Consider the following 25,745-nt stretch of genomic DNA (forward strand, 5'->3'; position numbering starts at 1 on the left):
GACGGTACGCGGACCTTACAGAAAGCCCAGGAGCGCTTTCAGTGTGGCTTCGGGGGCTTCCTCGGGGAGGAAATGGCCGCAGTCGATGGCGTGCCCTTCCACCGAGGCCGCCGATTTTTCGCGCCAGGTGGCGAGCACGTTGAATTTCCGGGCGACGATCCCGCGTGCGCCCCACAGCGCCAGTAGTGGCATCGCGAGCTTGAGGCCTGCGGCATCGCTTTCCGCATCGTGCGCGAGATCGATGGTGGCGGCGGCACGGTAGTCCTCGCAGGCGCCGTGGATCGCTGCCGGGTCGAACAGGGCTTCCTCGTAGTGGCGTAGGATCGCTTCGTCGAACGCACCTTCGGTACGACACCAAGAGGCGATGGTGTGGCGCAGATAGTGGCGCGTGTTGTTGGCGATCATGCGCTCGGGGAAATCCGCGGGCTGGATCAGGAAGAACCAGTGGTAGTAGGCCTCGGCGAAGACGCGGTCGGTCGCGGCGTACATGGTCGCGGTCGGCGCGATGTCGAGGAGGGCTACGCGCTCGACTGCATCTGGATGATCGAGGGCTAGCCGATGCGCGACACGGCCGCCGCGGTCGTGGCCAATCAGGCGGAAGCGGTCGAAGCCGAAGGCTTTCATGAGTGCGACCTGATCCGCGGCCATCGCGCGCTTGCTGTAGGCGGCATGATCGCCGCCGCCGGGCGGCTTGCTCGAACGGCCGTAGCCGCGCAGATCGGAGGCGATCACCGTAAAGCGTTCAGCCAGTTGTGGCGCGATCTTGCGCCAGCAGGCGCTGGTCTCGGGAAAGCCGTGCAACAGAAGCAGCGGCGGGCCGGAGCCGCCTTTCCAGGCTGCGATCTCTATGCCGTTGCCGACGGGAACAGTGTGTGATGTAAAGCTCTCGAACTTTTCAAACATCGGGGCGGCCTGCGTTAACTTTTGCGCCGATCCTACGACAGCTCGTCTCAGATCAGGGGGACTTTATCCATGAAGCTTGTGCGGTTCGGCTCCAAGGGCTCGGAGAAGCCCGGTCTCGTCGACAAGGACGGGAAGATCCGCGATCTCTCGCAGCATGTCGCCGACATCACCGGCGAGACGCTGTCGCCGGAGAGCCTGGCCAAGCTTAAGGCGATCGACCCTGCCTCGCTGCCGCTCGCTCCGGAAGGCGTGCGGATCGGGCAGCCGGTTGCGCGCCCGTGGAGCTTCATCGCGATCGGTCTCAACTATGCCGACCACGCCAAGGAAGCGGGCCTCGAGATCCCGTCCGAGCCGATCATTTTCAACAAGCTCGGCAACACGGTTTCCGGGCCGTTCGACGACGTGATCTACCCCAAGAATTCCGACCGCATGGATTGGGAACTCGAGCTGGCGTTCGTCATCGGCAAGCGTGCGCGCTATGTCGAAGAAAAGGACGCGATGGATTACGTCGCAGGTTATGCGATCTGCAACGACGTGTCGGAGCGGCGCTTCCAGATGAAGCGCAACGGCCAGTGGTTCAAGGGCAAGGCCGCGGAAACCTTCGGACCGCTCGGGCCGTGGCTCGTCACCACGGACGAGGTGCCTGATCCCTCGAACCTCGCGATGTCGCTCGCGGTGAACGGGGATGTCAAGCAGCAGGGCTCGACCGCGACGATGATCTTCTCAATCCCGTATCTCGTCGCCTACATCACGCAGTTCTGCGTGCTGGAGCCGGGCGACGTGGTGACGACGGGTACGCCGCCGGGTGTCGGCTCGGTGATGAAGCCGCCTCAGTATCTCAAGGCGGGCGACGTGATGGAGCTCACCATCGAAGGGCTCGGTGTGCAGCGCCAGACCGTGGTGCCGTTTACGGGGTGAGGGCGTTCGCAGCCCCTATCTTTCGTCTTCGAGCGGGCGCACCGAAAAAGGTGTCGATCCGGGCGCGGCTTCCCGATATGCAGGCGGGATGACGACAGACGGCCATTTCGAGATCTTCCTGGCAACCTCCCCGGGTCTGGAATCCGCGCTTTGTGCAGAGGCGCGGGCGAACGGATTCAAGGGCGCGAAGACGATCAGCGGCGGCGTGACGTTCAAGGGCGGCTGGCCCGACGTCTGGCGCGCGAACCTCGACGTGCGGGGCGCCAACCGCGTGATCGCCAGCATCGGCGCGTTCCGGGTTTTGCATCTGGCGCAGCTCGACAAGCGTGCGCGCCGTTTCGCGTGGGGCGATATCCTGCGCAAGGATGTGCCGTTCCGCGTAGAAGCCACCTGCAAGAGTTCTCGCATCTATCACTCGGGAGCTGCGGCGCAGCGGATCGAAACGGCGATCCGCGAAGAACTCGGCGCGGCGGTTTCGCCGGATGCAGACGTTTGCGTCAGAGCGCGTATCGAGGACGATCTCTGCACGCTCGGCGTCGATACGTCGGGCGAGCTTCTGCACAAGCGCGGCTACAAGGAAGCCGTCAACAAAGCGCCGATGCGGGAGACCATGGCGTCGCTGTTCCTGCGCCAATGCGGATATGACGGGAGCGAGCCGGTTGTCGATCCGATGTGCGGGTCGGGGACGTTCGTCATCGAGGCGGCGGAAATCGCGGCTGGTCTCAAGCCGGGCCGTGCGCGGCACTTCGCATTCGAGCAATTCGCCAACTTCGATGCGGAAGCTTGGCAGCGGATGCGGGACGCAACCAGCGCCGCGACGCCTTCGATCCGGTTTTTCGGGAGCGATCGCGATGCCGGGGCGATCGAGATGAGCCGGGCTAATGCGGAGCGTGCGGGCGTCGCCGAACTGACCGAGTTTCGGCAACACGCGATCAGCGCGCTGGTTGCGCCCGCCGGGCCGCCGGGTCTCGTCATCGTCAACCCGCCCTACGGTACGCGCATCGGCGAGAAGGCGCGCCTGCAATCGCTCTACCGCTCGCTCGGGCAAACGCTGCGGGAGCGGTTTGCCGGCTGGCGCGTCGGCCTGATCACGAGCGAGGCCTCACTCGCCAAGGCGTGCGGCTTGCCGTTCAAGCCGCCGGGGCCGCCGGTCTCGCATGGCGGGCTGCGCGTGACGCTGTTCCTGACCGGTCCGCTCCCCTGAGGAGCAGCCGGTTGTCGCGCAATCAGCGCACCGAGAACTTGAAGGGGATGGAGACGACCAGCGGGCCGGCGTGGTTTGCTTCCGAAGGCATGGCCGGGAACGGCGCGGCGCGGTCGATCGAGGCGACAGCCGCGTCATCCAGCAGCTTCGAGCCTGAGCTGGTCGCGATCTCGCGTGAGATCAATTCACCCTGGGGGCCGACCGTGAAGCGCACCACGACGGTTCCCACCTCGCGCGAGCGCGGGTTCAACTTCTTCTTGGTGATGTGCGTGAAAAGCCGTCCGCGATAGGCGGACAGGGCGGTTGCGCTACCGCCGGATTGCTTTGCGCCGGCAGCTTGCTGCTCTTCGATCGGGACTTCGAGCTGCTCGACGGCCGCGACCTTTTCCTCGGGCTGGGGCTCCTTGAGCTCTTCCGGCTCCGGCTCGCGGACGATCTTTTCCTGCTCGGGGCCGGTTTCGGAGCCGATGACGTGCTGGACGTCTTCCTCGATCGGCTTCACCTCCTCGACGGGAGGTGCGGCCTGGAGCACAGGAGGCGGGGCTTCGACGGCCGTGACGTTGACCTCGGCCTCGCCCGTCTTGTCCAGCCCCTCGATCGAGATGCCCTGCTCGACGACGAAGGTGTCGTCACCCGACCCTTCGTCCAGCGCCGCGCCGCCAGGCGAGATCATGAAAAAGCCGGCGACGGCGCCATGCACCGCGAAAGAGACCAGCCATGTGACAGCCCGTAGTGACATCGAACGAGGCGGCTCCGTACCGATTTACTGTGCGCCTTTGGGTTTCGGCTGTGAGAGCAGCGACACGCGTCCGTAGCCGCTTTCGCCGACCCGACCCAGGACGTCCATCACATCGCCGTAGTTGCTCTTCTTGTCGGCGCGAACATAGACGACGGTATCGCCTTCGGCGGCGCGCAAGTCCCGCAGCCTCGACACCAGCGTGTCGTTGGTGACCTGCTCGTCGCGAATGTAGAGCCCGCCGTCGCCGGCGAGCGAAACGACCATGGCCTTCTTGGACTGGCTGACGCGGGCCGCTGACGTATTGGGAAGCTCGAGCGGAACCCCGGCGACCATCAAAGGTGCGGCGACCATGAAAATGATCAGCAACACCAGCATCACGTCCACCATCGGCGTAATGTTTATTTCGGCCATCGGCCGGTAGCTGACGTCATCGTCGTCGCCGCCCGGGGGCGCGGTATTTCCAGCCGCCATTCCCATCAGAGAGACTTTCCTGCGGCGCGCAAAGTATCCGTGCCGGTTGCGGCCCGACCGAAGCCTTCGGACTGCGGACGCGAGAGGCGCTTGGCGAGCTCGGCAATGGTGGTGCTGCCGCGATTGGCCCCGCGTCCGAGCGACACCGAGATCATGTTGTAAGCCATGACGGCGGGGATGGCGGCGGCGAGGCCGAGGGCTGTCGCGAACAGTGCTTCAGCGATGCCGGGCGCAACGACCGCCAGCGAGGTGTCCTTCTGCTGGGCGATCGACGTGAAGCTGTTCATGATGCCCCAGACGGTTCCAAACAGGCCGATGAACGGGGCTGCGGAGCCGACGGTCGCCAAGAACGGTAAGCCGACCTCAAGCCGCTGCAACTCACCCTTGAGGGCCGAGCGCATAGCGCGTTCGAGGCGGGCGCGCAGATCGCTGCGGCTTTCATTGCGGCTGGCGCCGTCGTCGGCCTCGTTATGGGCGGCCGAGAGCAGCGTGCGCACGAGACCGCGCGGAGCCTCGGCGAGGTTCTCGTCGCTCACTGTATGTTCGAGGCGCTTCAGGTCCCGGCCGAGCCGCATGAGGCGGATCGACTTTTCGAGAATGATCGCCCAGCATGCGACGGAAGCGATGACCAGCAGCGCCATCACCGTCTTTACGACGGGGTCGGCTTGCAGGATGAGGCCGTAAATCGAAAAATCGTGACCGGCTGCGGCAGTAATCTGCTCCACGGCGATACCCTTTACCTACTTCGACAACTGGACGCTGGTGAGCGACTTGACGGTCATTCCGGCGAGGCAATTCTCGATCGGACCTGCCTCGGCTTTGCACTCGACGATATCGTTGATCAGGAAGCTTCCGATCTTGTCGCAGGGGATGTTGTCGAGATCGAAAAGTTTCACGGTGCGCTTTTGCGGCTTGAGCGGGGCCAAATCCATGGCGAAACGCCGGCCGATCACGCCGTCCTGCTGAAACAGCACGATGTCGAGCTTGTAGGACTGGTAGGAAGTCGCTTCGTCGTTCTGGACGACGACGTAAGCGCGGCAGCCGGCCCCTTGCGGCTCCAGCTTGTTCAGCTCGACGGTGAGTTTGGGCGGCTCTGCCGATGCGGGGGCGGCGCACAAGGAGAGGAATGCGAGCGCTACAAAGCCGAGGGCAGTGCCTCTGGCACAAATGGGCCGGTTCAAGAAGTCCTCCTAAGACTTGGGAAACTTGGGCTCGCTTTTTCCGCCGTGCGCCTTGCGGTGCGCAGCGAACTGCTTGCTCTCACGTGCTTCATTATAACCTGACACAAGCCCGGCGTCGCCCAGAGTTCGGAGCGGTTCGAGCGCCCCGATGTCTTCCCGGCCTTTCAACGAGTTCCCGCAGGTTTGGTGTCGAATTCGCAGGTCACTATCTCCAAATTTTGACCGGAATCAACACGGGCGGTGACAGACATCCCGACCAGCTTAGCTGTTGAACTCGTTCGGTCCGTGTCGGAGGCCTGAGAGAAAGTGCGAAAAGTTCCTGACAGAGACGGGGCAAAATTCACGTGAGTCGATTGCGCAACCCTCGGGTGTTTTGAATGACACCGCCGCGTGAAATACCGAGTGTTCACTGCTCATAGAATGTAGGGAATAATTCCCTGTTCCAATAAGGATTTTGCCCGAAATACCGAGTTTTGCAAAAATCGGGAAAAATTCCCGGTGCAGGCCCGCCACATCAGCCTGCGAATCAAGTCAAATACGGCCAAAGCGAGACGTAACATTGTTGACCCTTTCCGGTCGTGGCTCATAGTCGCGCGGATGGGGAGGAGCTGCTGATCACGGTATCGGCAACGGGGGCGGCTCTCAGTCGACAAAGCAACGCGTAAAATTGCACTGGGGAGGTTTGGGGCGATGAATCTTGGTCGGATCGCATTGTGCGCCGGGGCGCTGATGATCGCGCCGCAATTGGCGAGCGCACAGCAGACAGGCGGCGCTGCGGCGCAGGGTGCGGCTCCGGCCGACACTGAGCTTCCTGCCGTCGATGTCGTCCAGGAGACGCCTGTTCAAAAGGCCGCTCGCGCGAAGAAGAAGGCCGTCGCCGTGTCGCCGCTCTCAACTGCGCCGGCGGCGCCGACACCAGACGCTCCTACGCAGGCGCCTCCGGTCACCGTGCCGAGCGCCGTGACGAACGTCACGGACACCGAAATCGAGCGTGAGGGTACTGGTTCGGTTCAACAGACCCTGCAGCAGCAGGTGCCGGGCATCATCATTTCCGATGCGGCAGGCAACCCGATGCGCGCGGAAGTTTCGTTCCGCGGTTTCGATGCCTCGCCGGTTAGCGGGCGCTCGCAGGGTGTTGCCGTCTATCAGAACGGTGTGCGCATCAACGAAGCCTTCGGCGATACGGTGCAGTGGGATGTGCTCCCGAGCAATGCCATCGCGTCGATGTCTGTCGTCAGCAACAACCCGTCGTTCGGTCTGAATGCGCTGGGTGGCGCGATCAGCATCCAGATGAAGGATGGCTTCAGTTACCAAGGTGCCGAGGTCGACATCATGGGCGGCTCGTTCGGGCGTCGTCAGATCGGCGTCCAGGCCGGTGGCTCAAGCGGCAACGCTAGCGTCTATGTCGCCGCAGAAGGCATCAAGGAAGACGGCTTCCGCGACTTCTCGGAAAGCGAGATCAAGCGCTTCTATGGTGACATCGGTCTCAAAGGCAGCCTGGCAGAGGTGCATTTCAGCCTGACGGCGGCCAAGAATGAATTCGGCGCTTCTGCCGCTGCTCCCGTCGAGCTGCTCGAGCAGAGCTGGAGCAATACGTTCACGACGCCGCAGACTACGAACCTCGAAGTGTTCATGCCGACGCTCTCGGCGACGGTGAAGGCGACCGACACGCTGACGGTTTCCAGCGCGGCCTATTATCGGAGTTATAAAAACCGCGTGCTCGACGGTAACGTGACCGAGCTTGAGGAGTGTGGTGTCAACCTCTGCCCAGAGGACAGCACAAACGTGATCCGCAACGCCGCCACGGGTGTGGCACTTCTCGCGGCTGACTTCGAGGAGCCCCTCGGTACGCTTGATCGGTTGCACACCGACAGCCAGAGCTGGGGCGCTGCGTTGGAAGGCCAAGAAAAGGCCAAGTTGTTCGGAAGACCCAACCTTTTTATTGCGGGTGTTTCCTATGATCACGGTAGCTCCAAGTACAAGACTTCGAGCGAGATTGGGACGATTGGCAACAAGTACGTCGTCGAGGGATCCGGCATCATCATCACGGACGACGACGGCAATCCTGCTACCGACGATGATATCGAAGTCGGTCCGCGCAATCTTAGCTCTACCAATACCTATTGGGGTCTCTATTTCTCTAACGCGCTCGAAGTTACCGACCGTCTGACCGTGACCGTCGGCGGTCGCTACAATAACGCGACGATCAAGCTTGAGGACAATACTGGCTTGTTTCCTGGTCTCAACGCGACCAACGGTTATGAGCGGTTCAATCCGATGGCAGGCGCCGACTACAAGCTGACGAAGGGCGTCTCTGTTTATGGCGGGTACTCGGAATCAAACCGTGCTCCGACGCCGGCAGAACTCGGTTGCGCTGAACCCGAAGCGCCGTGTCTCGTCGAGGGCTTCCTGACGGACGACCCGCCGCTTGATCAAGTCGTCGGACGTACCGCTGAAGTCGGCTTGCGCGGACAGGGGTTCTACAACGGTGGGCAGTACACCTGGGGTGCCGGCTTGTTCCGCACGCTCGCTTCCGATGACATCCTGCCGATCACGGACACTCAGGGCCGAGTTTATTTCATCAATGCGGGCGATACGCTGCGCCAGGGCGTCGAGCTTTCGGGCTCGTATCAGACGAGCAAGTGGAACGTGTATGCCACGTACGCATTCGTCGATGCGACCCTCGATACCTGCGATGATCCGAGCGGAGAGTGCGCTTTCCTCGAGGCTGGGGATCGTCTTCCCGGCATTCCGCGCCATCGCTTCAAAGCAGGCTTCGAGTATTGGCTGACGGGCAAGTGGAAGTTCGGCGCGGATCTCGTGGCGGCCAGCAACCAGCAGCTGTATCCCAACGAGGCGACCGAGGAGGCGGAAGACGACGGAATTTCTTCCATCCTCAAAGGCTACACCCGTGTGGATCTGCACACGTCCTACGACATTACCGACAACATCCAGGTGTATGGTCTCGTCAAGAACCTCTTCAATCAGAAGTACGGTCTCTACGGCACTTACTTCGAGGCTGATGAAGTGCCGTTCCTGGGAACGGGCGGAAACTTCGACGACCCGCGCACCATCTCTCCGTCGCAGCCTTTTGCGGCCTACGGCGGCGTGAAGTTCAAGTTCTAGGCCTCTCTTTCATTCAATAGCGCCGGGCCCCTAGAGTTCAGCGCTTCAATCAGACGGCCGGCTGTTCGACAGCCGGCCGTTTTGTTTTGCTCGAATCTCAAGCTGCTCGCGCGGGCGTGTCTGAAGGGCGGCTCTTGTCGGAGTGCAAGAGAGGCGGGCGGAGCGCCGCAATTCCGCAATTGAGGGCTGGTCGCTTTCAGGCGACGCGTGAATGCAAAGGTTCGAATCCGATCCAGGTAATCTCGGCACGGCATCGCGCGAAGAAAATACGTCGGTATAAATACTGATGAAGCAAGCGTAACAATACGGAGGTGTAATTACGCGAAAAGGGGAAGTTCTACCGTAGAAATCACGAGTTAAAGATGCGGACGTGCAACATCCTAAGAGATTTGATGTTCCCGAGAAGGATCGGGAAATAGTGCCATTGTCCGTGCTCCCACAGTTCGACATTCCTGAATTTAGCGAAAAAGAGGCCCGCCGGCCTCAGGTGTTGCCGGTAGGGACCAATCAGGGTGTATCGGGAGTGGGACGGGATGCAGACACGGACGCTTAAGGCAACACGCGTACTACTTTTGGCAGGTGTTTCCTGTCTGGCAGCTACCACAGCGCGCGCGCAGCAGGCGGCACAGCCTGCGGGCCAGGGTGCGCTTCCGGAAGTGGAAGTCATCCAGAAGAAGGCTCCTCAGGCTGCTCCGAAAGCCGCCAAGAAGGCACCGGCCAAGAAGGCTCCCGCCGCTCAGCCGGCCGTAGAGCCGGAGTTTACTCAAGAGGCGCCTGCCCAGGGCAACTCGCCCTATGGGGCGGCGAACAGCGGCGGCGCCAGGGCACGCGCAGAGAACGGCGCGACCGGTCCCGTCAACCCGTCGAACATCCTTCCCGGCAACCTCGAACAGTTCTCGTCGGCGGGCAGCCGGGTCGATACGGCTCAAATCGAGGAGTTCCAGCCGCGGCAGATCAACGACGCGTTCGCGCGCGTGCCGGGCGTGAACGTCATCAACGATGACGGCTTTGGTCGTCATGGCGGTATCGGTGTGCGCGGCTCGCCTCCGCGTCGCGGCCGCAAGGTGCTGCACCTCGAAGACGGCCAGCCGATCAACATGAGTGTCTGGATCGACCCCTCGGTCCACTACGTGCCGCCGCTCGATCGTCTCGAGAGCATCGAGGTTCTGAAGGGCGCCGTGTTCAACCAGGGGCCGCTCAACAACCACGGCATCGTCAACTTCCGCAACCTGTCGCCGTTCGGCGCAAATGAAACGGTGGTCGGCGCCTCGATCGGATTTACCGAAGACGGCGACAAAGGCGTTTCAAACACGCGGCACGTTCACACCCGGCAGGGCATCGGCAACGTCGGCGTCGTGTTCTCATACAGCGGCGCGGAAGCGGATGGCGCCTGGGATCTGGAGCGCTTGCGCTACAATGATTTCTACGGCGCGATCGGCTGGAAGGGCATCAACTCGGATCTCACGTTCTCGGCTGTGCATTTCCGCCAGCGCGACAACTACGACGAAGCCAACCTGGAGGGCGACGAGGAGGGGCCGAATGGCAACGCCGAGCAGTTGTTCTTCGAGACCGGGCATAAGAAATCGCTCGAAAACCCAGGCGCGCGCTTCAACACCTACAACGCCGACGTGACCAAGCTCCAGTTGCTGCACAACTACTATCTGGACGACACGACGACGATCACCTCACGGGTTTACGGCTTCGATCACCGTCGCGATCGCTACCAGAATTTCGAAGGCGATCCTTCCGAGGAAGATGATGGCTTCTCGCCAGTTATCGGCGTCTACGAAGGTGAGGAAGCTGTATTCGTTCCCGAAGGCACGATGCTTGGGCGCTTGAGGACATACCGACAGCTTGGTGCCGAAGTACGCGCGGAGTTTGCGGATCGTCCGTTCATCGGCGGTTTAAGACAGGATATTCAGGCGGGTATCCGCTACGAGTACAACGACTTCACAAACCGGAACTTCTTTGGCGATCAGGGCGAAATCCTGAAGGACGGCGACAAGGAAGGGACGTACATCTTCAATACGGACAGCGATGCAAGCGCCTATTCCGCGTTCCTGCAGACGACGATCCATTTGACGAAGACCTTCACGGCGACGCCCGGGCTTCGGCTCGAGCATTACAAGGTATCGCGCCTCACCACGGCATCGACGGAAGAGGAAGGCGAGGGCGAGGAGCTATCTGAAGCCGAGTGCGACGCCGCTACCGGAGGATTGATCGACGACGAATGCGTCGTTATCGAAGGCTTCAGCAGTGAGCGTTCCACGGATTCGTTCGACAAGACTCACGTACTTCCGGGCGTGGCGTTTGCCTACACCGGCTTCAATAGGTCGACTATCTACGGCGGCTACCACCGGGGTCTGACGACGCAGGTGCTGCGCGAGGCGATCGCCGGTTTCCCGCCGGATGATGAGATCGGCGACAACTTCCAGATCGGTCTACGCTCGACGGCAATCCGCGGCGTGACCTTCGACATCGCGGCGTTCTACAGCAACATCGACAATTATCAGGTGAAGGGTGCCGGAACCGACGGTAGTGGCAACAACGTCTATCACACGATGGACGAGGTGGAGATCAAGGGCTTCGAGGTCTATGGCCGCGTCGACAGCCGGCCCTTCACCGGCAACCCGTTCAACTTCTTCTTCGAAGGTAACTACACGCTCTCGGATGCGAAGATCAAAAAGGGCACGCTATTCAGCTGCGATGAAGATGACGATTGCCCGCCGGATCCGCTTGAGGTGGATGACGTTTCGGGCAACCGGTTGCCCGAATCCTACAAGCACTTCGCAAATCTTACCGTCGGCGTCGAACATCCGTCGGGCTGGGACGCAAGCGTGACGTGGACCTATCGCGGCAACTTCTACACGGACGAAGAGAACACGCCTTACGGAGGTGATCCCGAGGGTGAAGATGGTCTCGTGCCGGATGTTTGGCTGCTTTCGGCTCGCGCCAACTATCATATCCCGAACAGCGGCCTCAGCCTGTTCGTTGCCGGCGACAACCTGCTCGACAAGCTCTACATCGCCGACCGCGAGGATGGCATCAAGGCAGGACAGGGCCGAACCATCTGGACCGGCTTCAAATACAAGTTCTAGAGCGCGGTTCGCGCTCTAGCTCGTTTGCTAAACCGATGATTCACGCTTCAGGCTGATAGGGCCTGAAGCGATCATGGTCTAATCGCGACCTTCTCCCGAACGTGCGATTTGGCTCGGCGCGGCATCTCGAAAGGGTGCCGCGCTGTTGCGTTTGAGGGGCGATGTCGCGTCTACGAGCGAGTGATTTCAGCCGTCTGGCTCAGGAGGTCGTAGGCGCAGGATAGCTTCGCGCGCTCGACCGACAGGATCAGATACGGCTGGCGAAAGCGGGCATTCCATTGCTCGTGCTCGAGCTGCCAGACGCGGACGGGAATTGCGGGATTGCCGACCGCGACGTGCGGCTCGGCTTCCGACGACCAATCCACTGCCTTGTCCTGGTTCGGCGCCGGGGGCATCACGGAAGCACTTTTCGCGCACGCATCGGCCGCGAGAGCGCGATAGGCCGCAACGAGGGCTTCCTCGGTCCCGGCCCGATAGATGCTGTCCTGGAACCAGATCTTTCCGGCGGCCAGCAGCGCCAATGCGAGGATGAGGGCCCTCATGACGATTTCATACTCTCGCAGGTCCGGTCCGCGCGCCGGGAGGCTAGCCGGTCGCAAGCGGGCGGCCTGCTGCGGCTTTTAATCTCAGAAGCTGCTCAAAGAGTGCGACGAACTTGGTGAACAAAGGGTTACACGGCCGGTCGGGCGGCCTGAGGGTGGGGAGGGCACTTTTTCGCACTGCGGCAAGCAATTAGAACGGCCGGAATTTCCCTGAAAGGCTTGTCAGAGCGCGCGCCATGCGGCATGGATCGCGGCCAGTCGCACCACCAAAGTCTAATCCCGGGGAGAACACACGACCCATGGCAAAGAAAAAGATCCTGATCACCTGGCCCCTGCCGGAGGCCGTCATGGCCCGTGCGCGCGAGACCTATGACGTCATTGCGCATGGCGACAACCCGAAGATTACGGTCGACGAGATGCTGGAGACGGCAAAGTCGGTCGACGCAGTCTTGCTGACGCTGAACGAGAAGTGCCCGAAGGCGGTCATCGACCGCGTTCCCGAGAACATCAAGTGCATCTCGACGTTCTCGATCGGCTTCGACCACATCGATCTCGAGGCGTGCAAGGCGCGCGGCATCAAGGTCGGCAACGCGCCGCATGGCGTTACGGTCGCAACTGCTGAGATTGCGATGCTGCTGTTGCTCGGGTCCGCGCGTCGCGCGTCGGAAGGCGAGCACATGATCCGCACGCGCTCATGGCCCGGCTGGCAGCCGCTGCAACTCGTCGGTCAGCGGCTCGACAACAAGAAGCTCGGCATCTACGGCTTCGGCAAGATCGGCCAGGCGCTGGCGCAGCGCGCGCGCGGCTTCGACATGGAAATCCATTACTACGATATCTACCGGGCCAAGCCCGAGGTCGAGGCGAAGTACAACGCCACCTATCACGACAGCCTCGACAGCCTGCTCAAGGTCTCGCAGTTCTTCTCGATCAACGCGCCTTCGACGCCGGAGACGCGCGGCTTCTTCAACAAGGCAACGATCGAGAAGCTGCCGCAGGGCGCGATCGTCGTGAACACGGCACGCGGCGATCTCGTCAACGACGAGGACACGATCGCAGCGCTCAAGTCGGGCCGTCTCGCTTATGCCGGCCTCGACGTGTTCGCGGGCGAGCCCAAGATCAACGAGGGCTATTACGACCTGCCGAACACATTCCTGTTCCCGCATCTCGGCTCTGCCGCCATCGAGGCGCGCAACCAGATGGGCTTCGAGGCGCTCGACAATATCGATGCGTTCTTCGCCGGTAAGGATATGCCGTTCAAGCTGGCGTAATCTTCTGAAATGAAAACGGGCCGGGAAGCGATCATCCGATCCGCTTCCCGGCCCGTTTTTTTTTGTAAGACCGTTGAGGCGCTACTGCTTGAGTTCGGCCTGCTTCTTCAGCTCGGCCTGGTCGGCGCGAACGCGGGTGAGCATGTCGCGCACCATGTCGCGGGCCGCGAAATCGCAGGCCTCGGGGCTCGAGTAGCTTTTATTGTAGTCGCGTGCGAGCTGCGGAAAGAGCGTTTCGCCGAGGCGCTGATTGGCCTTGCTCGCCGTCATGAACGCGGTCTGGCGCTCGTCGATATAGGTGTCGAGCTCGGTGATTTCCGCCGGTGTCAGAGGGCCCGAGCACTTCACCGCAATGATGCGTGCCGCGATGGCCCCGCCGATGGATGCATTCGTGCCCGGCCAGCGTTCCGTATTTGCGGACGCTCCGGTGGCAGCGAAAACCGAGAGGCCGAGCGCCAAGGTCGAGGCGCGAACCCATTTGGTCGTCATGATCGTCTCCGTCGTTGAATGGCCGACTGAGCTTGCGATTTCCGCATTCCGCCTGGCGAGGGAGCCGAGGCACGCTCTTCGATCGGTCATAGAACTTTCAGGCGGTCCGTTTTGAGGGAAACGGATTTTGTCCGGGCTTCGGACCCGCCTATGATGCGCAGAGAAGATATCTCTGAGGCCTGATCATGGCAGACGGCAAAGCGCGGCGCATTGCGGCAAATCGCGGCCAACCTCCGGTGAGTGTGGATGGGACTGTGCCGTCGATCGGCCTTGTTCTCGGCGGCGGAGGCGCGCGTGGTCTTGCTCATATTCTTATGCTCGAAGTTTTCGACGAGCTTGGAATCAAACCGAAAATCATTGCGGGAACTTCCATCGGCGCGATCTACGGCGCGGCCTATGCTGCGGGTCTTTCGGCCCGCGACATTCGCGCGCACACCGAAGAGACGTTAACCAAGCGCTTCAGCCTGGTGCGGGATCTTTTCGCGGCGCGCGTGCAGAGTTCAGGCCGCTTCTGGAATTTCTTCTCGGATCGCGCGGCCATTCTGGCGCCGGAAGCACTGCTCGAACTTGTGCTGCCACCGGGTGTGCCGTTCGCATTCGAAGATCTCGCAATTCCGTTGCGCGTCGTTGCGAGCGATTTCTACGCGATCGAGCCCACGATTTTTTCGAACGGACCGTTGAGGCCGGCAGTCGCGGCAAGTATGGCGCTGCCGGTGATCTTCGAACCCGTGCTGATCGGCGGGCGTAGCCTGATCGATGGCGGTCTCACCAACCCGCTGCCGTTCGACATTCTCGCGGGCGAAGCCGACCTGCTGGTTGCGGTCGATGTATCGGGAACGACAGTGCCGTCTCCCTCGCGATCGCGGCCGACGGCGCTCGAAGCGCTGTTTGCGTCGTCGTTCCTGTTCGAGCATTCGATCGTGCGCGAGAAGCTGAAGTGGAGCCGTCCCGACATCTATATCGAAGCGGGAACGGGACATTTTCAGGCGCTGGAGTTTCTGAAAGTGCGGGAAATTCTTGCGGCGGCGGAGCCCGCTAAGGAGCAGCTGCGTACGAAGCTTCTGCGTGTGCTTGACGCTCCGCGCCTCAAGGAGATCGCGGGACCGGAGAAGCGGGCGGCCTTGCAATCACCCGACGAGCTGTGAGCGCGGCTTGCAGTCGACGCTCTACTCGGGGCGGCGTGAGGCGAAGAAAGATTTGAGAAGGACCGCTGCCTCTTCCTCGCCGAGGCCGGGGTAAAGTTCGGGCCGGTGATGGCAGGTCGGATGGCTGAACACGCGGGGTCCGTGCTCGACACCGCCGCCTTTCGGATCGGGAGCGGCGTAGTAAAGGCGGCGGATGCGGGCAAAGGATATGACGCCCGCGCACATCGGGCACGGCTCGAGCGTGACGTAGAGATCGTGGTCGATCAGGCGCTCGCTGCCGAGCTTCTGGGCTGCTTCGCGAATGACCAGCATCTCCGCATGGGCGGAGGGATCCGATAGCTCGCGGGTGCGGTTGCCGGCGGTGGCGACGACGGTGCCAAAGGGATCGGTCAGGACGGCGCCAACCGGCACTTCGCCGCGGGCTGCGGCGGCCTTGGCTTCGGAAAGAGCCAGTTCCATGTGGCCGAGGCGGGCCGGTGGTGCCATAAGGTCGTCTTCCATTTCAGAGCTAGAGCCTAAGCCCATGCGCAAATCATTCTTCGGCCATCGTCCGCTCAGGGGCAAGTCTCAAGGCAGCAAGCGTGGAGATCGGCCTGGCTCCAGGGGGCCACGCAGCGAAGGTAAGGGCGATCACGAAAAGCGCGAGGGGCGCGGTGCGTCTGGGGGAGCGCGGTTCCGGGAGCGTCCAGCGGGCGGCGGTTCGCGCGACGAGCGCAAGGGCGGGCAGGCCACTCGCGGCGGCGGCGGCGAATCCGCTTCGAGGATGCGGTTCAAGAAGCGCATGGCTCACAGCGGCGCACGCAGCGAGCACACACGAAACGAGCACGGAGGCGAAGTCCGCGGAGAACGTAGGGGTGAAGGTCGCGACGAACGCAAGGCGGGGCACGCTTCGCGTGGCAGCCGAAAAGTACCTTACGGCAGCCAATTCCGCGCGCGCCCTGCATCCGGTGCACCACGAGGCGAACGCGAAGATCAAGATAAGGCCCGTCGTGGGCGCGGCTCGCCTTCGGGCACGCGGTTCGGCCAGCGGTTGACCGGTCGCGGATCGCGTGGCGAGCGTAACAAAGATCGCAACGAGACGCGCGAAGGGCGCGGATCTCCGTCGGGCACGAGGTTCCCGAAGCGTCCGGCCGGTGGTGCTGCGCGAGGCGCACGCGAGCATGGGCCTGACGCTTATGCCGGACGCGGCGGACCGCCGCCGGGGGTTCGGTTTCGGGAACGTCCGGCCGCCAAAGGATCGCGATACGATCGTATGGACCGGCCGGAGCGGCAGCAGGCGCTCGCAGACGCTCGGGTTCGTCGCCGGGGTTCTGCCGGAAAACATGCGCAGCAGAAGGTGCCGTCGGTCTCGGAGCCGATGCGGATCGCGAAAGCGATGGCGCGCGCCGGGCTCTGCTCGCGGCGCGAAGCCGAGCGCTGGATCGCGGATGGGCGCGTCAGCATCAACGGCCAGGTGCTGAAGACGCCGGGTGTCGAGGTGAAGCCGAAGGATCGTGTGCTGGTCGACGGGCAGCCGTTACCGATTGCCGAGCCGTCGCAGCTCTGGCGCTACAACAAACCCAAAGGCCTCGTGACGACGCATGACGATCCGCAGGGGCGGCCGACGGTATTCGACAATCTGCCGGCGGGGCTGCCGCGGGTGATTTCGGTCGGGCGGCTCGATTTCAACACCGAAGGTCTCATTCTGCTGACCAACGACGGAGAGCTTGCGCGCCATCTGGAATTGCCGGCGACCGGCTGGCTGCGTCGCTACCGCGTGCGCGCGAAGGGGCGCGTCACACAGGCCGATCTCGACAAGCTCAAGGAGGGCATCGAGATCGAAGGCGTGCGTTACGGCGGCGTGGAAGCCGCCATCGATACCGTGCAGGGCGCCAACATGTGGCTGACGGTCGGCATTCGCGAAGGCAAAAACCGCGAAGTGCGCAAGGTGCTGACCCACCTCGGGCTCGACGTCAACCGGCTGATCCGCATCTCGTTCGGGCCGTTCCAGCTTTTGGAGCTGGAGCCGGGTGAAGCGGAAGTGATCAAGCGGCGCGTGCTTGCCGACCAGCTCGGCCCGCAGCTCGCGCAGGAATTCGGGCTAGCCGAAAAGGCAGAAGAGAAGTCCGGCAAGAAGAAGGCTGGTGGTGGACGTCCGCATCCGCGCGGCGACACGCGCAAAAACGACCACGAGGACGACTGATGCGCGTGGTCGGCGGTACGTTCCGAGGGCGTGCGCTCGCCGCCCCGCAGCACGACGGCTTGCGCCCGACATCGGACCGGGTGCGCGAAGCGGTGTTCAACATTCTTCTGCACGGCGTGCCGGACTTCGCGCTCGAAGGCGCGCGGGTGATCGATCTCTTTGCCGGCACCGGCGCGCTTGGCGTCGAGGCGCTGTCGCGCGGCGCAGGATACTGCCTATTCGTGGAAGAGGCGCCCGAAGCGCGTGCGCTTATCCGCACCAATGTGGAAGCGATGGGGCTGACCGGCACCACGCGCATCTTCCGGCGCGACGCGACGGACCTTGGTCCGGCGGGCAACATGGAGCCCTATCGAATTGCGTTTCTCGATCCGCCTTACGGCAAGGGGCTTGGCGAGAAGGGGCTGATCGCGTTGCGTGATGGCGGTTGGCTGGTGCAAGGGGCCGTGGTTGTGCTCGAGGAGCGCGAGAGCGCGGACGTGAAACTGCCCGAGGGCTTCACGGAGTTCGACCGGCGCAGCTGGGGCGACACGCAGGCGGTGTTCGGTATTTTCAACGGATCCGCTAGCTGAAGGGCGCTCGCGGTCGCGCCCACTCAGGCGCATCAGGCTCCCGGCCCGCGCAGCGATGACGTTAAAGGCTACTTACGGCCGAAGAGGCGCTCGATATCGGAGAGCTTCAGCTCGACGTAGGTCGGGCGGCCATGATTGCACTGGCCGGAAAAGGGTGTCGCTTCCATCTCTCTCAGAAGCGCGTTCATCTCCTGGCCGGTGAGGCGGCGGCCGGCGCGCACGCTGCCGTGACAGGCCATGCGGGAGGCAACCGCCTCCAGACGCTCCCGCAGCGGCTCGGCCGTGCCTTCCGCCATCAGATCGGCGGCGAGGTCCTTGATAAGGCCATCGACCGAGGAGGTGCCGAGGAGGGCGGGAACCTCGCGAACTGCGACGGCGTCGGGACCGAACTTCTCGACCACGAGCCCAAGCTCGGCCAGCTCGGCGGACTTCTCATCGAGGGCTAAGGCTTCCTCCTCGCCGACCTCGATGATGGCGGGGATGAGAAGTGATTGGCGCGCAACGCCGCCGTTCGACAAGCCCTTCTTCAGTCGCTCATAGACGAGGCGTTCGTGCGCGGCGTGCTGGTCGACGATGATGACGGAAGTTTCCGTTTGCGCCACGATGTAGGTTTCGTGAAGTTGTGCGCGTGCGGCACCGAGCGGGCGATGCTCACTCTCGGCGGCTGGGATTTCTTCAGGGGCAACGGTGGCGGCGGTCGGGGTCGCGAAATCGGCGAACGGAACCTGCTGTTGCTCGGTGAAAGCGGGGGCGGCTCTTTCGGGCCACGCGAATGATCGATCAGGAGCGCGGCTGTCCTCTGTGCGCGCCATCGTTTCCAGCGTTCGTGCGCCGCCCTGCGCGCTGGCCCGGAAGCCCGCGGTTTCAAGCGTGTGACGCAGGGCGCCAATGAGCAGGCTGCGGACGGCGCCGCCGTCGCGGAACCGCACCTCGACCTTGGCCGGATGGACGTTGACGTCGACCTCTGTCGTGGGAAGCTCGACGAACAGCGCAAGCAAAGGATGGCGGCCCTTGGGAACGAGGTCGCCATAGGCGGCGCGTACGGAGCCGACGACGAGCTTGTCGCGAACCGGGCGGCCGTTGACGAACAGGAACTGCAGCGTTGCATCCGGGCGATGGAGCGTCGGCAGGCCGGCAAAGCCTTTGACCGTGATGCCGTCTCGCCCGCCGGCAACGGGAACGGCATCTTCCATGAACTCGCGGCCCATGATGCGGCCGAGGCGCTGCAGCATGCCGTCCGCAGTTCTATCGAGGCGCGGCAGCCGCAGCCCGGTGCGTTCACCCATGGTGAGGGAGAACCCCACATGTGGGTGCGCCATGGCGAGGCGCTTCACGGTTTCCGAGACGGCGAGGTTTTCGGCGCGTTCGGATTTCAGGAACTTGAGCCGCGCCGGCGTCGCGGAGAACAGGTCGCGCACCTCGATGCGGGTTCCGGGATTGAGAGCGGCCGGTTTCAGCGGCTGCTTCGCGCCGCGATCGACGGCGACCTCCAACGCGTCGCGCGCGCCACGCGGGCGGGAGGCGATGGAGAGATGCGCGATGGAGCCGATCGAGGGCAATGCCTCACCGCGGAAGCCCAGCGTATGGATGGCGAGCAGATCCTCGCTGTCGAGCTTGGACGTGGCATGACGCTCGACGCAGAGCGCCAGATCGTTCGCGTCCATGCCGATGCCGTCGTCCGTTACGCGGATGAGAGACAGGCCGCCCGACACGGTGACGACCTCGATCTCGCTCGCGCCCGCGTCGAGTGCGTTTTCGACCAGCTCCTTGACCACGCTGGCTGGACGCTCGACGACCTCGCCCGCCGCGATGCGGTTGATGGTTTCGGGGCTGAGCTGGCGGATAGCCATCGGGAGCGGAGACCTGTTCGACTGGTTTTTGGCAGGAGGCGACCGGTAGGCGATGCCAAGCGTACCGACTCGTTTGCGATGGGCGAGGATAGCGCCTGCAACAGGCAGCAAAAAGGGGGCGAGACCGCCGGTCCCGCCCCCTTTGCGTTCAAACGGTTGCTTTGCTCAGTTCAGTCCCCAGACTTCGACGATGCCTTCGCCCTTGAGGCCTAATTTCGAGCGATATTTCAGCTCGATGCGATCGATACGACGGCCGCGGCCCTTGAGATCGATCGCGTCGGTATACTGGCCGTCCTTGAGCTTGCGCGCGAATGGCAGGTTCTCGGCCTCGCCGTTTTCGTAGACGATGCGCGCGCTGTAGAAGGTGATGTCCGAACGGCGGGCCGCGAAGCGAATGGCCTTGATGCGGCCCACGCGGGGATCGACGCGGATGGCATCGCGTTCCTTCGAGAACATCGAAACGCGCTCGGCGCCGAGCATCAGCCAGCCCTTGTTCCGGCCCTGATCGCCGATCCAGTTATTGGCGATGTCGCCGTAGACCTCGACGACGGCCGGCGTGCGGAAGTTCGGATTGGAGCGGTAGACGAGTTCGATTTCGCGGATGAAGCGATCTCCGCGCAGATCGATCGGGCGCGTCTGGCTACCGGCGGGGATCTGTGTCTCGATGACCTTGCGATCACGTTCGCCGTTCCCGTAAACGATCGTCAGCTCGCGCAGGTAGATGTCGTTTTCGGAAATGCGTAGCGCGAGGCGTTGGAAGCGGCCCTGCTGCTCGCCGACGCGGATGGTGTCGCGGTCGGTGCGGAAGCCCACTTCCTGCGCGCCGAACAGCACCCAGCCCGGCGGGATCTTGGGGCCAACGCCACTCCACTGTCCGGGCGGGGGGCCAGGAGGGGGACCGCCGGCATCGACCACGCCGATCAACTGGACGTTGGTGACGCCGGGGCGGAAGCCCGGACGTTTGGTAACGGATACTTCGCGGATCGGGCGGCGGCGATCGGTTTCGATGGAACGGCTCTGCTCGCCGGGTGCGATGCGGTCGAGGATCTGCGCCCGCTGGCGGCCGCCGTCTGCGTAAAGGATTTCGGCGGTCTCGATGAGCAAGGGAAGCTCACCGGAGCGGAAGCGGATTTCGGACACGCGCGATTGACGCGGGTCGATGCGGAAAGTGACGATCTGCTCGCGGTTGTTGACGCGAACGTCGCCGAGAATTTCGAGGTTGCGGTTGCCGGGCGGAGGGCCAGGAGGAGGTCCGGGCTGATAGCCGCCGCGGTCGCGTTCGCGGAGCTGCGCCATCTGCTGGGCGGGATCTGCGGCTTGGACGCTGGTGAGGGTGGTGATCGCAATCAATGCGGTGGCGAAAAATGCAATTCGATTGGAAATGTTGGGTCGGGCCACGGCGTATTCCCCTGTTGGGCCTGGTTCTTCGTCGGCAAATGCGTCCGGCCAGAGACGCCTTTGATCCGTTATGAGCCTATGCAGCGACCGGGCCTAAAAAAAGACGGAAGTCGGACCGGCGGCGCCTTAATCGTGCGCTGGAGCACGGGATTAGCTCCCGGTCAGTGCTGTCCCCAGATCTGGACAACGGCCGGGTGTCCGTCGAGCGCGTTCTTGAGACCCTTGCCGAGGTCGAAGCGCGAACGATAGCTGGCCTCGATGCTCTTGATCGGGGCCTTGCCACCCTTGAACTCCAGAGGCCCGTACGGTTTGCCGGGGTCCACACGCTCGCGCATGGTGAACACCTCGTCGGGCCCGCTCAGGTATTTGACACGGATTTCTTTAAGCGTGATGGCACGGTCCACGGCCTCGATACGAAGGCGCGTGAAGCCGCCCTCGTTTTCGCCGATGTTGATAACGTCTCGGTCGAAGCCGGTGAAGCCGGCGGTCTGGGCGCCGAGCAGCACCCATCCCTGGTGATAGTTGCGGCCTTCGCCCGTGACGCCGAGCCAGCCCTTCGCGTATTCGCCCGTCACCTCGACGCGGGCCTGGCCCTGCAAGTTCGGGTGCGAGCGGTAGGTCATCTGGATTTCGCGGATGAAGCGGTCGCCGTTGATCTCGAACCACTGCGAGCGGGAGTTGGCCTTGAGGTCGGCATCGACGGCAAGGTTCTGTTCCTGGCCGTCGACGAAAACGACCCGCAGCGCGTTGACGTGGACGTCGTTGCCGAGCACGCGCAGGCGAATGCGGTTGAACTTGCCGAGGTCGCCGCCGACCTTGATCACGTCGCGATCGATGCCGAAACCGACATTCTGGTAGCCGAACATCACGTCGCGGCCGTCCTTGAGGGTGCCGGGTGCGGCAGGATCGGGGACGGTGCCGGCAGGCTCGGCCGAAACGTCTCCCGACGCAGGTGCCGGGCGCTCCTTGGCGGCGCCTTCCTGGGATTGGATCCCGAGCACTTCCACGATGGCTTTGCCGCTGCCGATTTTGTTGACGATATTGACGGTGTCGATGAACGTGTCGGTGGAAGTTTCTGGAATGGCGCGCGTGCGCTCGCCTTTCGAAAGCGCGATCGGGCGCTGTTCGTTGTACACCTTGCCGTCGCGGTAGATGATCTGGATGCGGTCGAGTTGGGGTGCGCCGGATTTCGCGCGGATGCGGATGCCGCGATAGGCGCCCGGTGCAGCGCTGACGTCGATCGATACACCGCTGCCGGACAGATCGATGGTGTGGGTGCCGATGACGACGAGCTTTTCCGAAGGCGCGGCGAGCGAAAGGGTGCCGGGGACCGCCACAAACAATCCTGCCGCGACAGCCACCACTCTCAGCCTCGGAAACATGACGTGCTCTCCAATGTCAGGACGTAAACTCTGCGGCGCGTGCTAATCTCATAGTCGTGCGAAATGAAATTGTCTGGCAGGCGTTCGCGTCTCATTTGTGACGTTTCGCGCGAAGACGCAACGGGGTCGGGCAGTCCGATCTCCGGCGGGCGGCGCAAAGGTTTCGAGGCTTCAAGGATGCGGACCGATCCGACGGCGGCGATCGCCGAGCTCAAATCCCGGTTCGGGGACCGGGTCGAGACCGGCGAAGCCGTTCGCTGTGCGCATGCGAATACGCTCACCTGGATCGCGGCCGAGCCGCCCGATGCCGTGGTGTGGCCGCTCACGACCGACGAAGTCGCGGAGATCGTTGTCATTGCAGCGCGGCATCGCGTTCCCGTCATCCCCTTCGGGGCGGGGACGTCGCTCGAGGGGCATGTCAACGCGCCGTTCGGCGGCATTTCGGTCGATCTCGGGCGTATGACGCGGATCGTTCAGGTCGAGGCGCGCGATCTCGATTGTGTGGTGGAGGCGGGCGTCACGCGGCCCCAGCTCAATGCGTATGTGCGTGATCTCGGCTTGTTTTTCCCGGTCGATCCGGGTGCAGCCGATGCAACGCTCGGCGGCATGGCGGCCACGCGGGCGTCCGGCACGAACGCCATGCGCTACGGGACGATGCGCGACAACGTGCTGTCGCTCAAGGCTGTGCTGGCGAACGGGGAGGTGGTGACGACGGGTGGGCGAGCGCGCAAGTCGGCGGCGGGGCTCGATCTCACCCGGCTTCTGATCGGATCGGAAGGGACACTTGGGATCATCACCGAGCTTGCGCTCAAGCTTCACCCCATTCCGGAACGCGTTATCGCGGTGGCTTGCCCTTTCGCGTCGGTTGCGGGTGCGTGCGATGCGACCATCGAGGCCAACGAAACCGGGCTCGGGCTTTCAAAGGTCGAGTTGCTCGATGCCCTGCAGATCCGAGCGGTGAATTTTCATTCGAAGCTCGAGCTCACCGAACAGCCCCACCTTTTTGTCGAGATCGCGGGGGGCGAGGCTGCCACCGAGGAACAGCTTCGGCAGTTTCGCGAGATCGCAATTCGCTGTGGTGCAACGCGGTTCGAATGGGCGGCCGACGAAAGCGCCCGCCGCAGGCTCTGGCAGGCTAGGCATGACGCGTTCTGGTCGGTCAAGACGATGTGGCCGGGGAAGTCCGTGATCGTGACGGACGTATGTGTGCCGGTTTCGCAATTGGCCCGATGCGTTGACGAAACGGTGACCGATATCAAGGCAACGGGAATTCCGGCCCCGCTGGTGGGGCATGTGGGGGATGGAAACTTCCACGTCCTTCCCGTCTTCGATGCGGGAGACGCGGACAGCGTCGCGAAGGTCGAGGGTTTTCTCGATCGGCTGGTGGAGCGTGCATTGCGGCTCGGTGGCACTTCGACGGGTGAGCATGGGGTGGGACAGGGCAAAATGGCCTATCTCGAACGTGAACTTGGCGCTCCGGCGGTTGGCGCCATGCGGGCTATAAAGGCGGCCCTCGATCCCCTTGGGATCCTAAATCCCGGTAAAATGTTGACTGGTAGGAATACGAATTAATCGATGATTTATAATTGGGTATGTAATTGAAGGTCCTCAGAATTTATTCATACAGTTCTTTACATTTGTTAGCCTAAATTTTAATCACGCCATCCAAACTTTTGTCACATCGCTTGCAAATCCATTTCGTTTGATGTGAAATAAAAACTGCGAACGTGGCGCCGTCCCACCTATCCCCCCTAGGGGCGTCACAGTTCTTCAAGCCCGCGACCTCCCCCCGGTCGCGGGCTTTCCATTTCTGGGGTTGCCCTCACTCAGCGCATCCCGTCAGGAAGCCCGGCTCCAGCCGGCGGCCTTAGCTTCGGTCTCGCTGCAGAACCAACGCTCGCCCTTGGCTTTGCTTGGCTTGATGCTGTCGTAGGAGGTCGACCACGGCAGTACGTAGGTGCGCGAGCCGGAGCGAATGCGGCCCTTGATCGGGCAGCCGTCCGGGGCCGTCCTGGTGGCTTCTTCCCAGCGTTTGTCGCGATAGTCCTGGGGCCGGTCCGCATCGCCAGACCAAAGCCCGACTTTCTGTGCTTGCGCTTCGCTTTCGTCGCCCGCGTAGCGGCTCAGAAAGCCGCCGTTCGAGAAGACGCTGCCACCGCGCACCAGCTCTTTCGCGATATCGCTGCCGCGGCTGTAACAGCGCGCACGCTTTATATCTTCGCCGTCGCCGACGATGTCACACGAGATGCGCCGGCCGCGGACGATGTTAGCGAGCGCGTCTTTGGCGGCTGCTCCGCAGCGCCATTTGCCAGCTTTGCGCTGGCAGGACTGGGTGGCCTCGGGAGCTTCGATGCCGTCGAGCGTGACGAGCGTGCCGGCAATACGCAGGCTGTCGCCGGAGAGGGCGACAGCGCGCCCTTCGAGCTTCGAAGCATCGGCAGTGGGGAGCGCCCCGGTGGTGGCGGGCGCCGACATGACACCCGCGACCCGGCTGGGGGCACCAGAATAGAAGGCCGCGCCTGCAAGTGTGACGGCCGCGACGGTAGCCAGGAGACCTGCGCCGGCCGCGGTACCGGAGATGCGCCGGTCACCCGGGAGGGTGATCTCGGTTTCCCTGAGCTTCGCGAGCAGGCCGTCCCAAGCACGTCCTCCGGCGCGTCGGCCGCGATAGGGATCGGTCAGGTAAGCGAGTGCGAGTACGACGGAGGCGATTGCGGCGATGATGGCTGCGATCATCGCGTCGGTGTCGAAGCCGAATGACCAGGATCGGTAAAGCGCGCCAAGGGCCGTGAGGCCGGCCACGATCTTCAAAGCGAGGTTTGGTCTGGGCTCGCGGGCGACGGAGAGCACAGGCTCGAAAACGGGGCCGAGCGGTTGGCCGATGCGCGCCGCCAAAGCGGATAAGCCGCTTGCCAAGCCTCGCGCGCCGGTTGCGATCGCGGAGGCGGCGACAGCAGCGGCCTGTCGAACCGCAGACGCCGATGCCGCGGCAAATTTCTTGGCGTAGTACGCGGTGCCGGATCCGGCATCGCGCGCGCCTGCGACGCCAGCGTCGAGCCCGCGCCGTCCGGCGTCTTTGACATGGGCGGCTGCGGCGGCGTGAATGTCTTTTACGCGTTGGCGGCGCTGCTCGCGGCGCACCAGAATGGTGGTGCGCACGTAATCGCGCCACTCGAAGCCTTCATTGCGTTTTCGCCACCAGAACAATGATCTTCCTCGCGTCGTCACATCGGGGTGTTTGGAACGGGAACGGCCGGCGTGCGAGCCGGGTCATCGGCAC

General features: G+C 63.1%; 21 protein-coding genes. 9 read left to right on the forward strand and 12 right to left on the reverse strand.

Features of this window, described 5'->3' with window-relative positions; genetic code table 11:
* Positions 1-15: 15 nt before the first annotated feature.
* On the reverse strand, positions 16-903 hold the full coding sequence (locus RCO24_RS09840) for an alpha/beta hydrolase (protein ID WP_308961721.1): 888 nt from the start codon (positions 901-903) through the stop codon (positions 16-18).
* 69 nt (positions 904-972) lie between these two features.
* On the opposite strand from RCO24_RS09840, the gene RCO24_RS09845 reads away from it, so the two are divergent.
* Together RCO24_RS09845 and RCO24_RS09850 are read left to right on the forward strand one after the other, a co-directional pair.
* Complete coding sequence (locus RCO24_RS09845; RefSeq protein ID WP_308961723.1) at positions 973-1,821, forward strand: fumarylacetoacetate hydrolase family protein; 849 nt, start codon at positions 973-975, stop codon at positions 1,819-1,821.
* An 88-nt stretch (positions 1,822-1,909) separates the two neighbouring features.
* On the forward strand, positions 1,910-3,025 hold the full coding sequence (locus RCO24_RS09850) for a THUMP domain-containing protein (protein WP_308961725.1): 1,116 nt from the start codon (positions 1,910-1,912) through the stop codon (positions 3,023-3,025).
* A 22-nt stretch (positions 3,026-3,047) separates the two neighbouring features.
* Here RCO24_RS09850 and RCO24_RS09855 read toward each other — a convergent pair whose 3' ends face one another.
* From RCO24_RS09855 to RCO24_RS09870, 4 genes are read right to left on the reverse strand one after another with little or no spacing between them, the layout of a single operon-like run.
* The gene (locus RCO24_RS09855; RefSeq protein ID WP_308961727.1) at positions 3,048-3,764 is read right to left on the reverse strand and encodes a TonB family protein; all 717 of its coding nucleotides are present in this window, start codon (positions 3,762-3,764) and stop codon (positions 3,048-3,050) included.
* Positions 3,765-3,788: 24 nt separating this feature from the next.
* The gene (locus RCO24_RS09860) at positions 3,789-4,241 is read right to left on the reverse strand and encodes a biopolymer transporter ExbD (RefSeq protein WP_308961729.1); all 453 of its coding nucleotides are present in this window, start codon (positions 4,239-4,241) and stop codon (positions 3,789-3,791) included.
* Positions 4,241-4,960, reverse strand: coding sequence for a MotA/TolQ/ExbB proton channel family protein (locus tag RCO24_RS09865; RefSeq protein ID WP_308961731.1), 720 nt, complete (start codon positions 4,958-4,960; stop codon positions 4,241-4,243). The genes RCO24_RS09860 and RCO24_RS09865 overlap by 1 nt, the downstream gene beginning before the upstream one ends.
* A 15-nt stretch (positions 4,961-4,975) precedes the next feature.
* Entirely contained in the window at positions 4,976-5,416 is a 441-nt protein-coding gene (locus RCO24_RS09870) for a hypothetical protein (RefSeq protein ID WP_308961732.1), read from the reverse strand.
* A 690-nt stretch (positions 5,417-6,106) separates the two neighbouring features.
* On the opposite strand from RCO24_RS09870, the gene RCO24_RS09875 reads away from it, so the two are divergent.
* Both RCO24_RS09875 and RCO24_RS09880 read left to right on the forward strand, forming a co-directional pair.
* Positions 6,107-8,542: a TonB-dependent receptor domain-containing protein gene (locus RCO24_RS09875; protein WP_308961734.1), complete on the forward strand. Its 2,436-nt coding sequence runs from the start codon at positions 6,107-6,109 to the stop codon at positions 8,540-8,542.
* Positions 8,543-9,075: 533 nt separating this feature from the next.
* Positions 9,076-11,640 carry a TonB-dependent receptor domain-containing protein gene (locus RCO24_RS09880; RefSeq protein WP_308961737.1) on the forward strand — a complete coding sequence of 855 codons (2,565 nt, stop codon included), beginning with the start codon at positions 9,076-9,078 and terminating at the stop codon, positions 11,638-11,640.
* Positions 11,641-11,810: 170 nt separating this feature from the next.
* On the opposite strand, the gene RCO24_RS09885 is transcribed toward RCO24_RS09880, so the two are convergent.
* Positions 11,811-12,182 carry a hypothetical protein gene (locus RCO24_RS09885; RefSeq protein ID WP_308961739.1) on the reverse strand — a complete coding sequence of 124 codons (372 nt, stop codon included), beginning with the start codon at positions 12,180-12,182 and terminating at the stop codon, positions 11,811-11,813.
* A gap of 299 nt (positions 12,183-12,481) precedes the next feature.
* Here RCO24_RS09885 and RCO24_RS09890 point away from each other — a divergent pair, with 299 nt between their 5' ends.
* Positions 12,482-13,450 (forward strand): D-glycerate dehydrogenase, encoded by a 969-nt coding sequence (locus RCO24_RS09890; protein ID WP_308961740.1) that lies wholly within the window; start codon positions 12,482-12,484, stop codon positions 13,448-13,450.
* A gap of 81 nt (positions 13,451-13,531) precedes the next feature.
* On the opposite strand, the gene RCO24_RS09895 is transcribed toward RCO24_RS09890, so the two are convergent.
* Positions 13,532-13,939, reverse strand: coding sequence for a hypothetical protein (locus RCO24_RS09895; protein WP_308961741.1), 408 nt, complete (start codon positions 13,937-13,939; stop codon positions 13,532-13,534).
* A 185-nt stretch (positions 13,940-14,124) separates the two neighbouring features.
* Between RCO24_RS09895 and RCO24_RS09900 the strand changes: the two genes are divergently transcribed.
* Positions 14,125-15,084, forward strand: a complete 960-nt coding sequence (locus tag RCO24_RS09900) for a patatin-like phospholipase family protein (protein WP_308961742.1) — start codon at positions 14,125-14,127, stop codon at positions 15,082-15,084.
* A gap of 21 nt (positions 15,085-15,105) precedes the next feature.
* On the opposite strand, the gene RCO24_RS09905 is transcribed toward RCO24_RS09900, so the two are convergent.
* Complete coding sequence (locus RCO24_RS09905) at positions 15,106-15,570, reverse strand: nucleoside deaminase (protein ID WP_308961744.1); 465 nt, start codon at positions 15,568-15,570, stop codon at positions 15,106-15,108.
* Between the two features lie 37 nt (positions 15,571-15,607).
* Between RCO24_RS09905 and RCO24_RS09910 the strand changes: the two genes are divergently transcribed.
* Both RCO24_RS09910 and rsmD read left to right on the forward strand, forming a co-directional pair.
* Positions 15,608-17,266 carry a pseudouridine synthase gene (locus RCO24_RS09910; protein WP_308961745.1) on the forward strand — a complete coding sequence of 553 codons (1,659 nt, stop codon included), beginning with the start codon at positions 15,608-15,610 and terminating at the stop codon, positions 17,264-17,266.
* The gene (rsmD, locus tag RCO24_RS09915; protein WP_308961746.1) at positions 17,266-17,835 is read left to right on the forward strand and encodes a 16S rRNA (guanine(966)-N(2))-methyltransferase RsmD; all 570 of its coding nucleotides are present in this window, start codon (positions 17,266-17,268) and stop codon (positions 17,833-17,835) included. Before RCO24_RS09910 ends, rsmD begins: the two co-directional genes overlap by 1 nt.
* 68 nt (positions 17,836-17,903) lie before the next feature.
* Here rsmD and mutL read toward each other — a convergent pair whose 3' ends face one another.
* From mutL to RCO24_RS09930, 3 genes are all read right to left on the reverse strand, one after another.
* Positions 17,904-19,685, reverse strand: coding sequence for a DNA mismatch repair endonuclease MutL (gene mutL, locus RCO24_RS09920; RefSeq protein ID WP_308961747.1), 1,782 nt, complete (start codon positions 19,683-19,685; stop codon positions 17,904-17,906).
* Positions 19,686-19,850: 165 nt separating this feature from the next.
* A complete protein-coding gene (locus RCO24_RS09925) occupies positions 19,851-21,083 on the reverse strand; it encodes a hypothetical protein (RefSeq protein WP_308961748.1) in 1,233 nt (410 codons plus the stop codon).
* Positions 21,084-21,244: 161 nt separating this feature from the next.
* On the reverse strand, positions 21,245-22,465 hold the full coding sequence (locus tag RCO24_RS09930) for a DUF2541 domain-containing protein (RefSeq protein ID WP_308961750.1): 1,221 nt from the start codon (positions 22,463-22,465) through the stop codon (positions 21,245-21,247).
* 177 nt (positions 22,466-22,642) lie between these two features.
* Between RCO24_RS09930 and RCO24_RS09935 the strand changes: the two genes are divergently transcribed.
* Positions 22,643-24,037 carry an FAD-linked oxidase C-terminal domain-containing protein gene (locus tag RCO24_RS09935; protein ID WP_308961751.1) on the forward strand — a complete coding sequence of 465 codons (1,395 nt, stop codon included), beginning with the start codon at positions 22,643-22,645 and terminating at the stop codon, positions 24,035-24,037.
* Between the two features lie 267 nt (positions 24,038-24,304).
* Here RCO24_RS09935 and RCO24_RS09940 read toward each other — a convergent pair whose 3' ends face one another.
* Positions 24,305-25,672: a thermonuclease family protein gene (locus RCO24_RS09940; RefSeq protein ID WP_308961752.1), complete on the reverse strand. Its 1,368-nt coding sequence runs from the start codon at positions 25,670-25,672 to the stop codon at positions 24,305-24,307.
* Between the last annotated feature and the right edge of the window lie 73 nt (positions 25,673-25,745).

The sequence above is a fragment of the Hyphomicrobium sp. LHD-15 genome, from assembly GCF_031157355.1.
GTDB lineage: Bacteria > Pseudomonadota > Alphaproteobacteria > Rhizobiales > Hyphomicrobiaceae > Hyphomicrobium_C.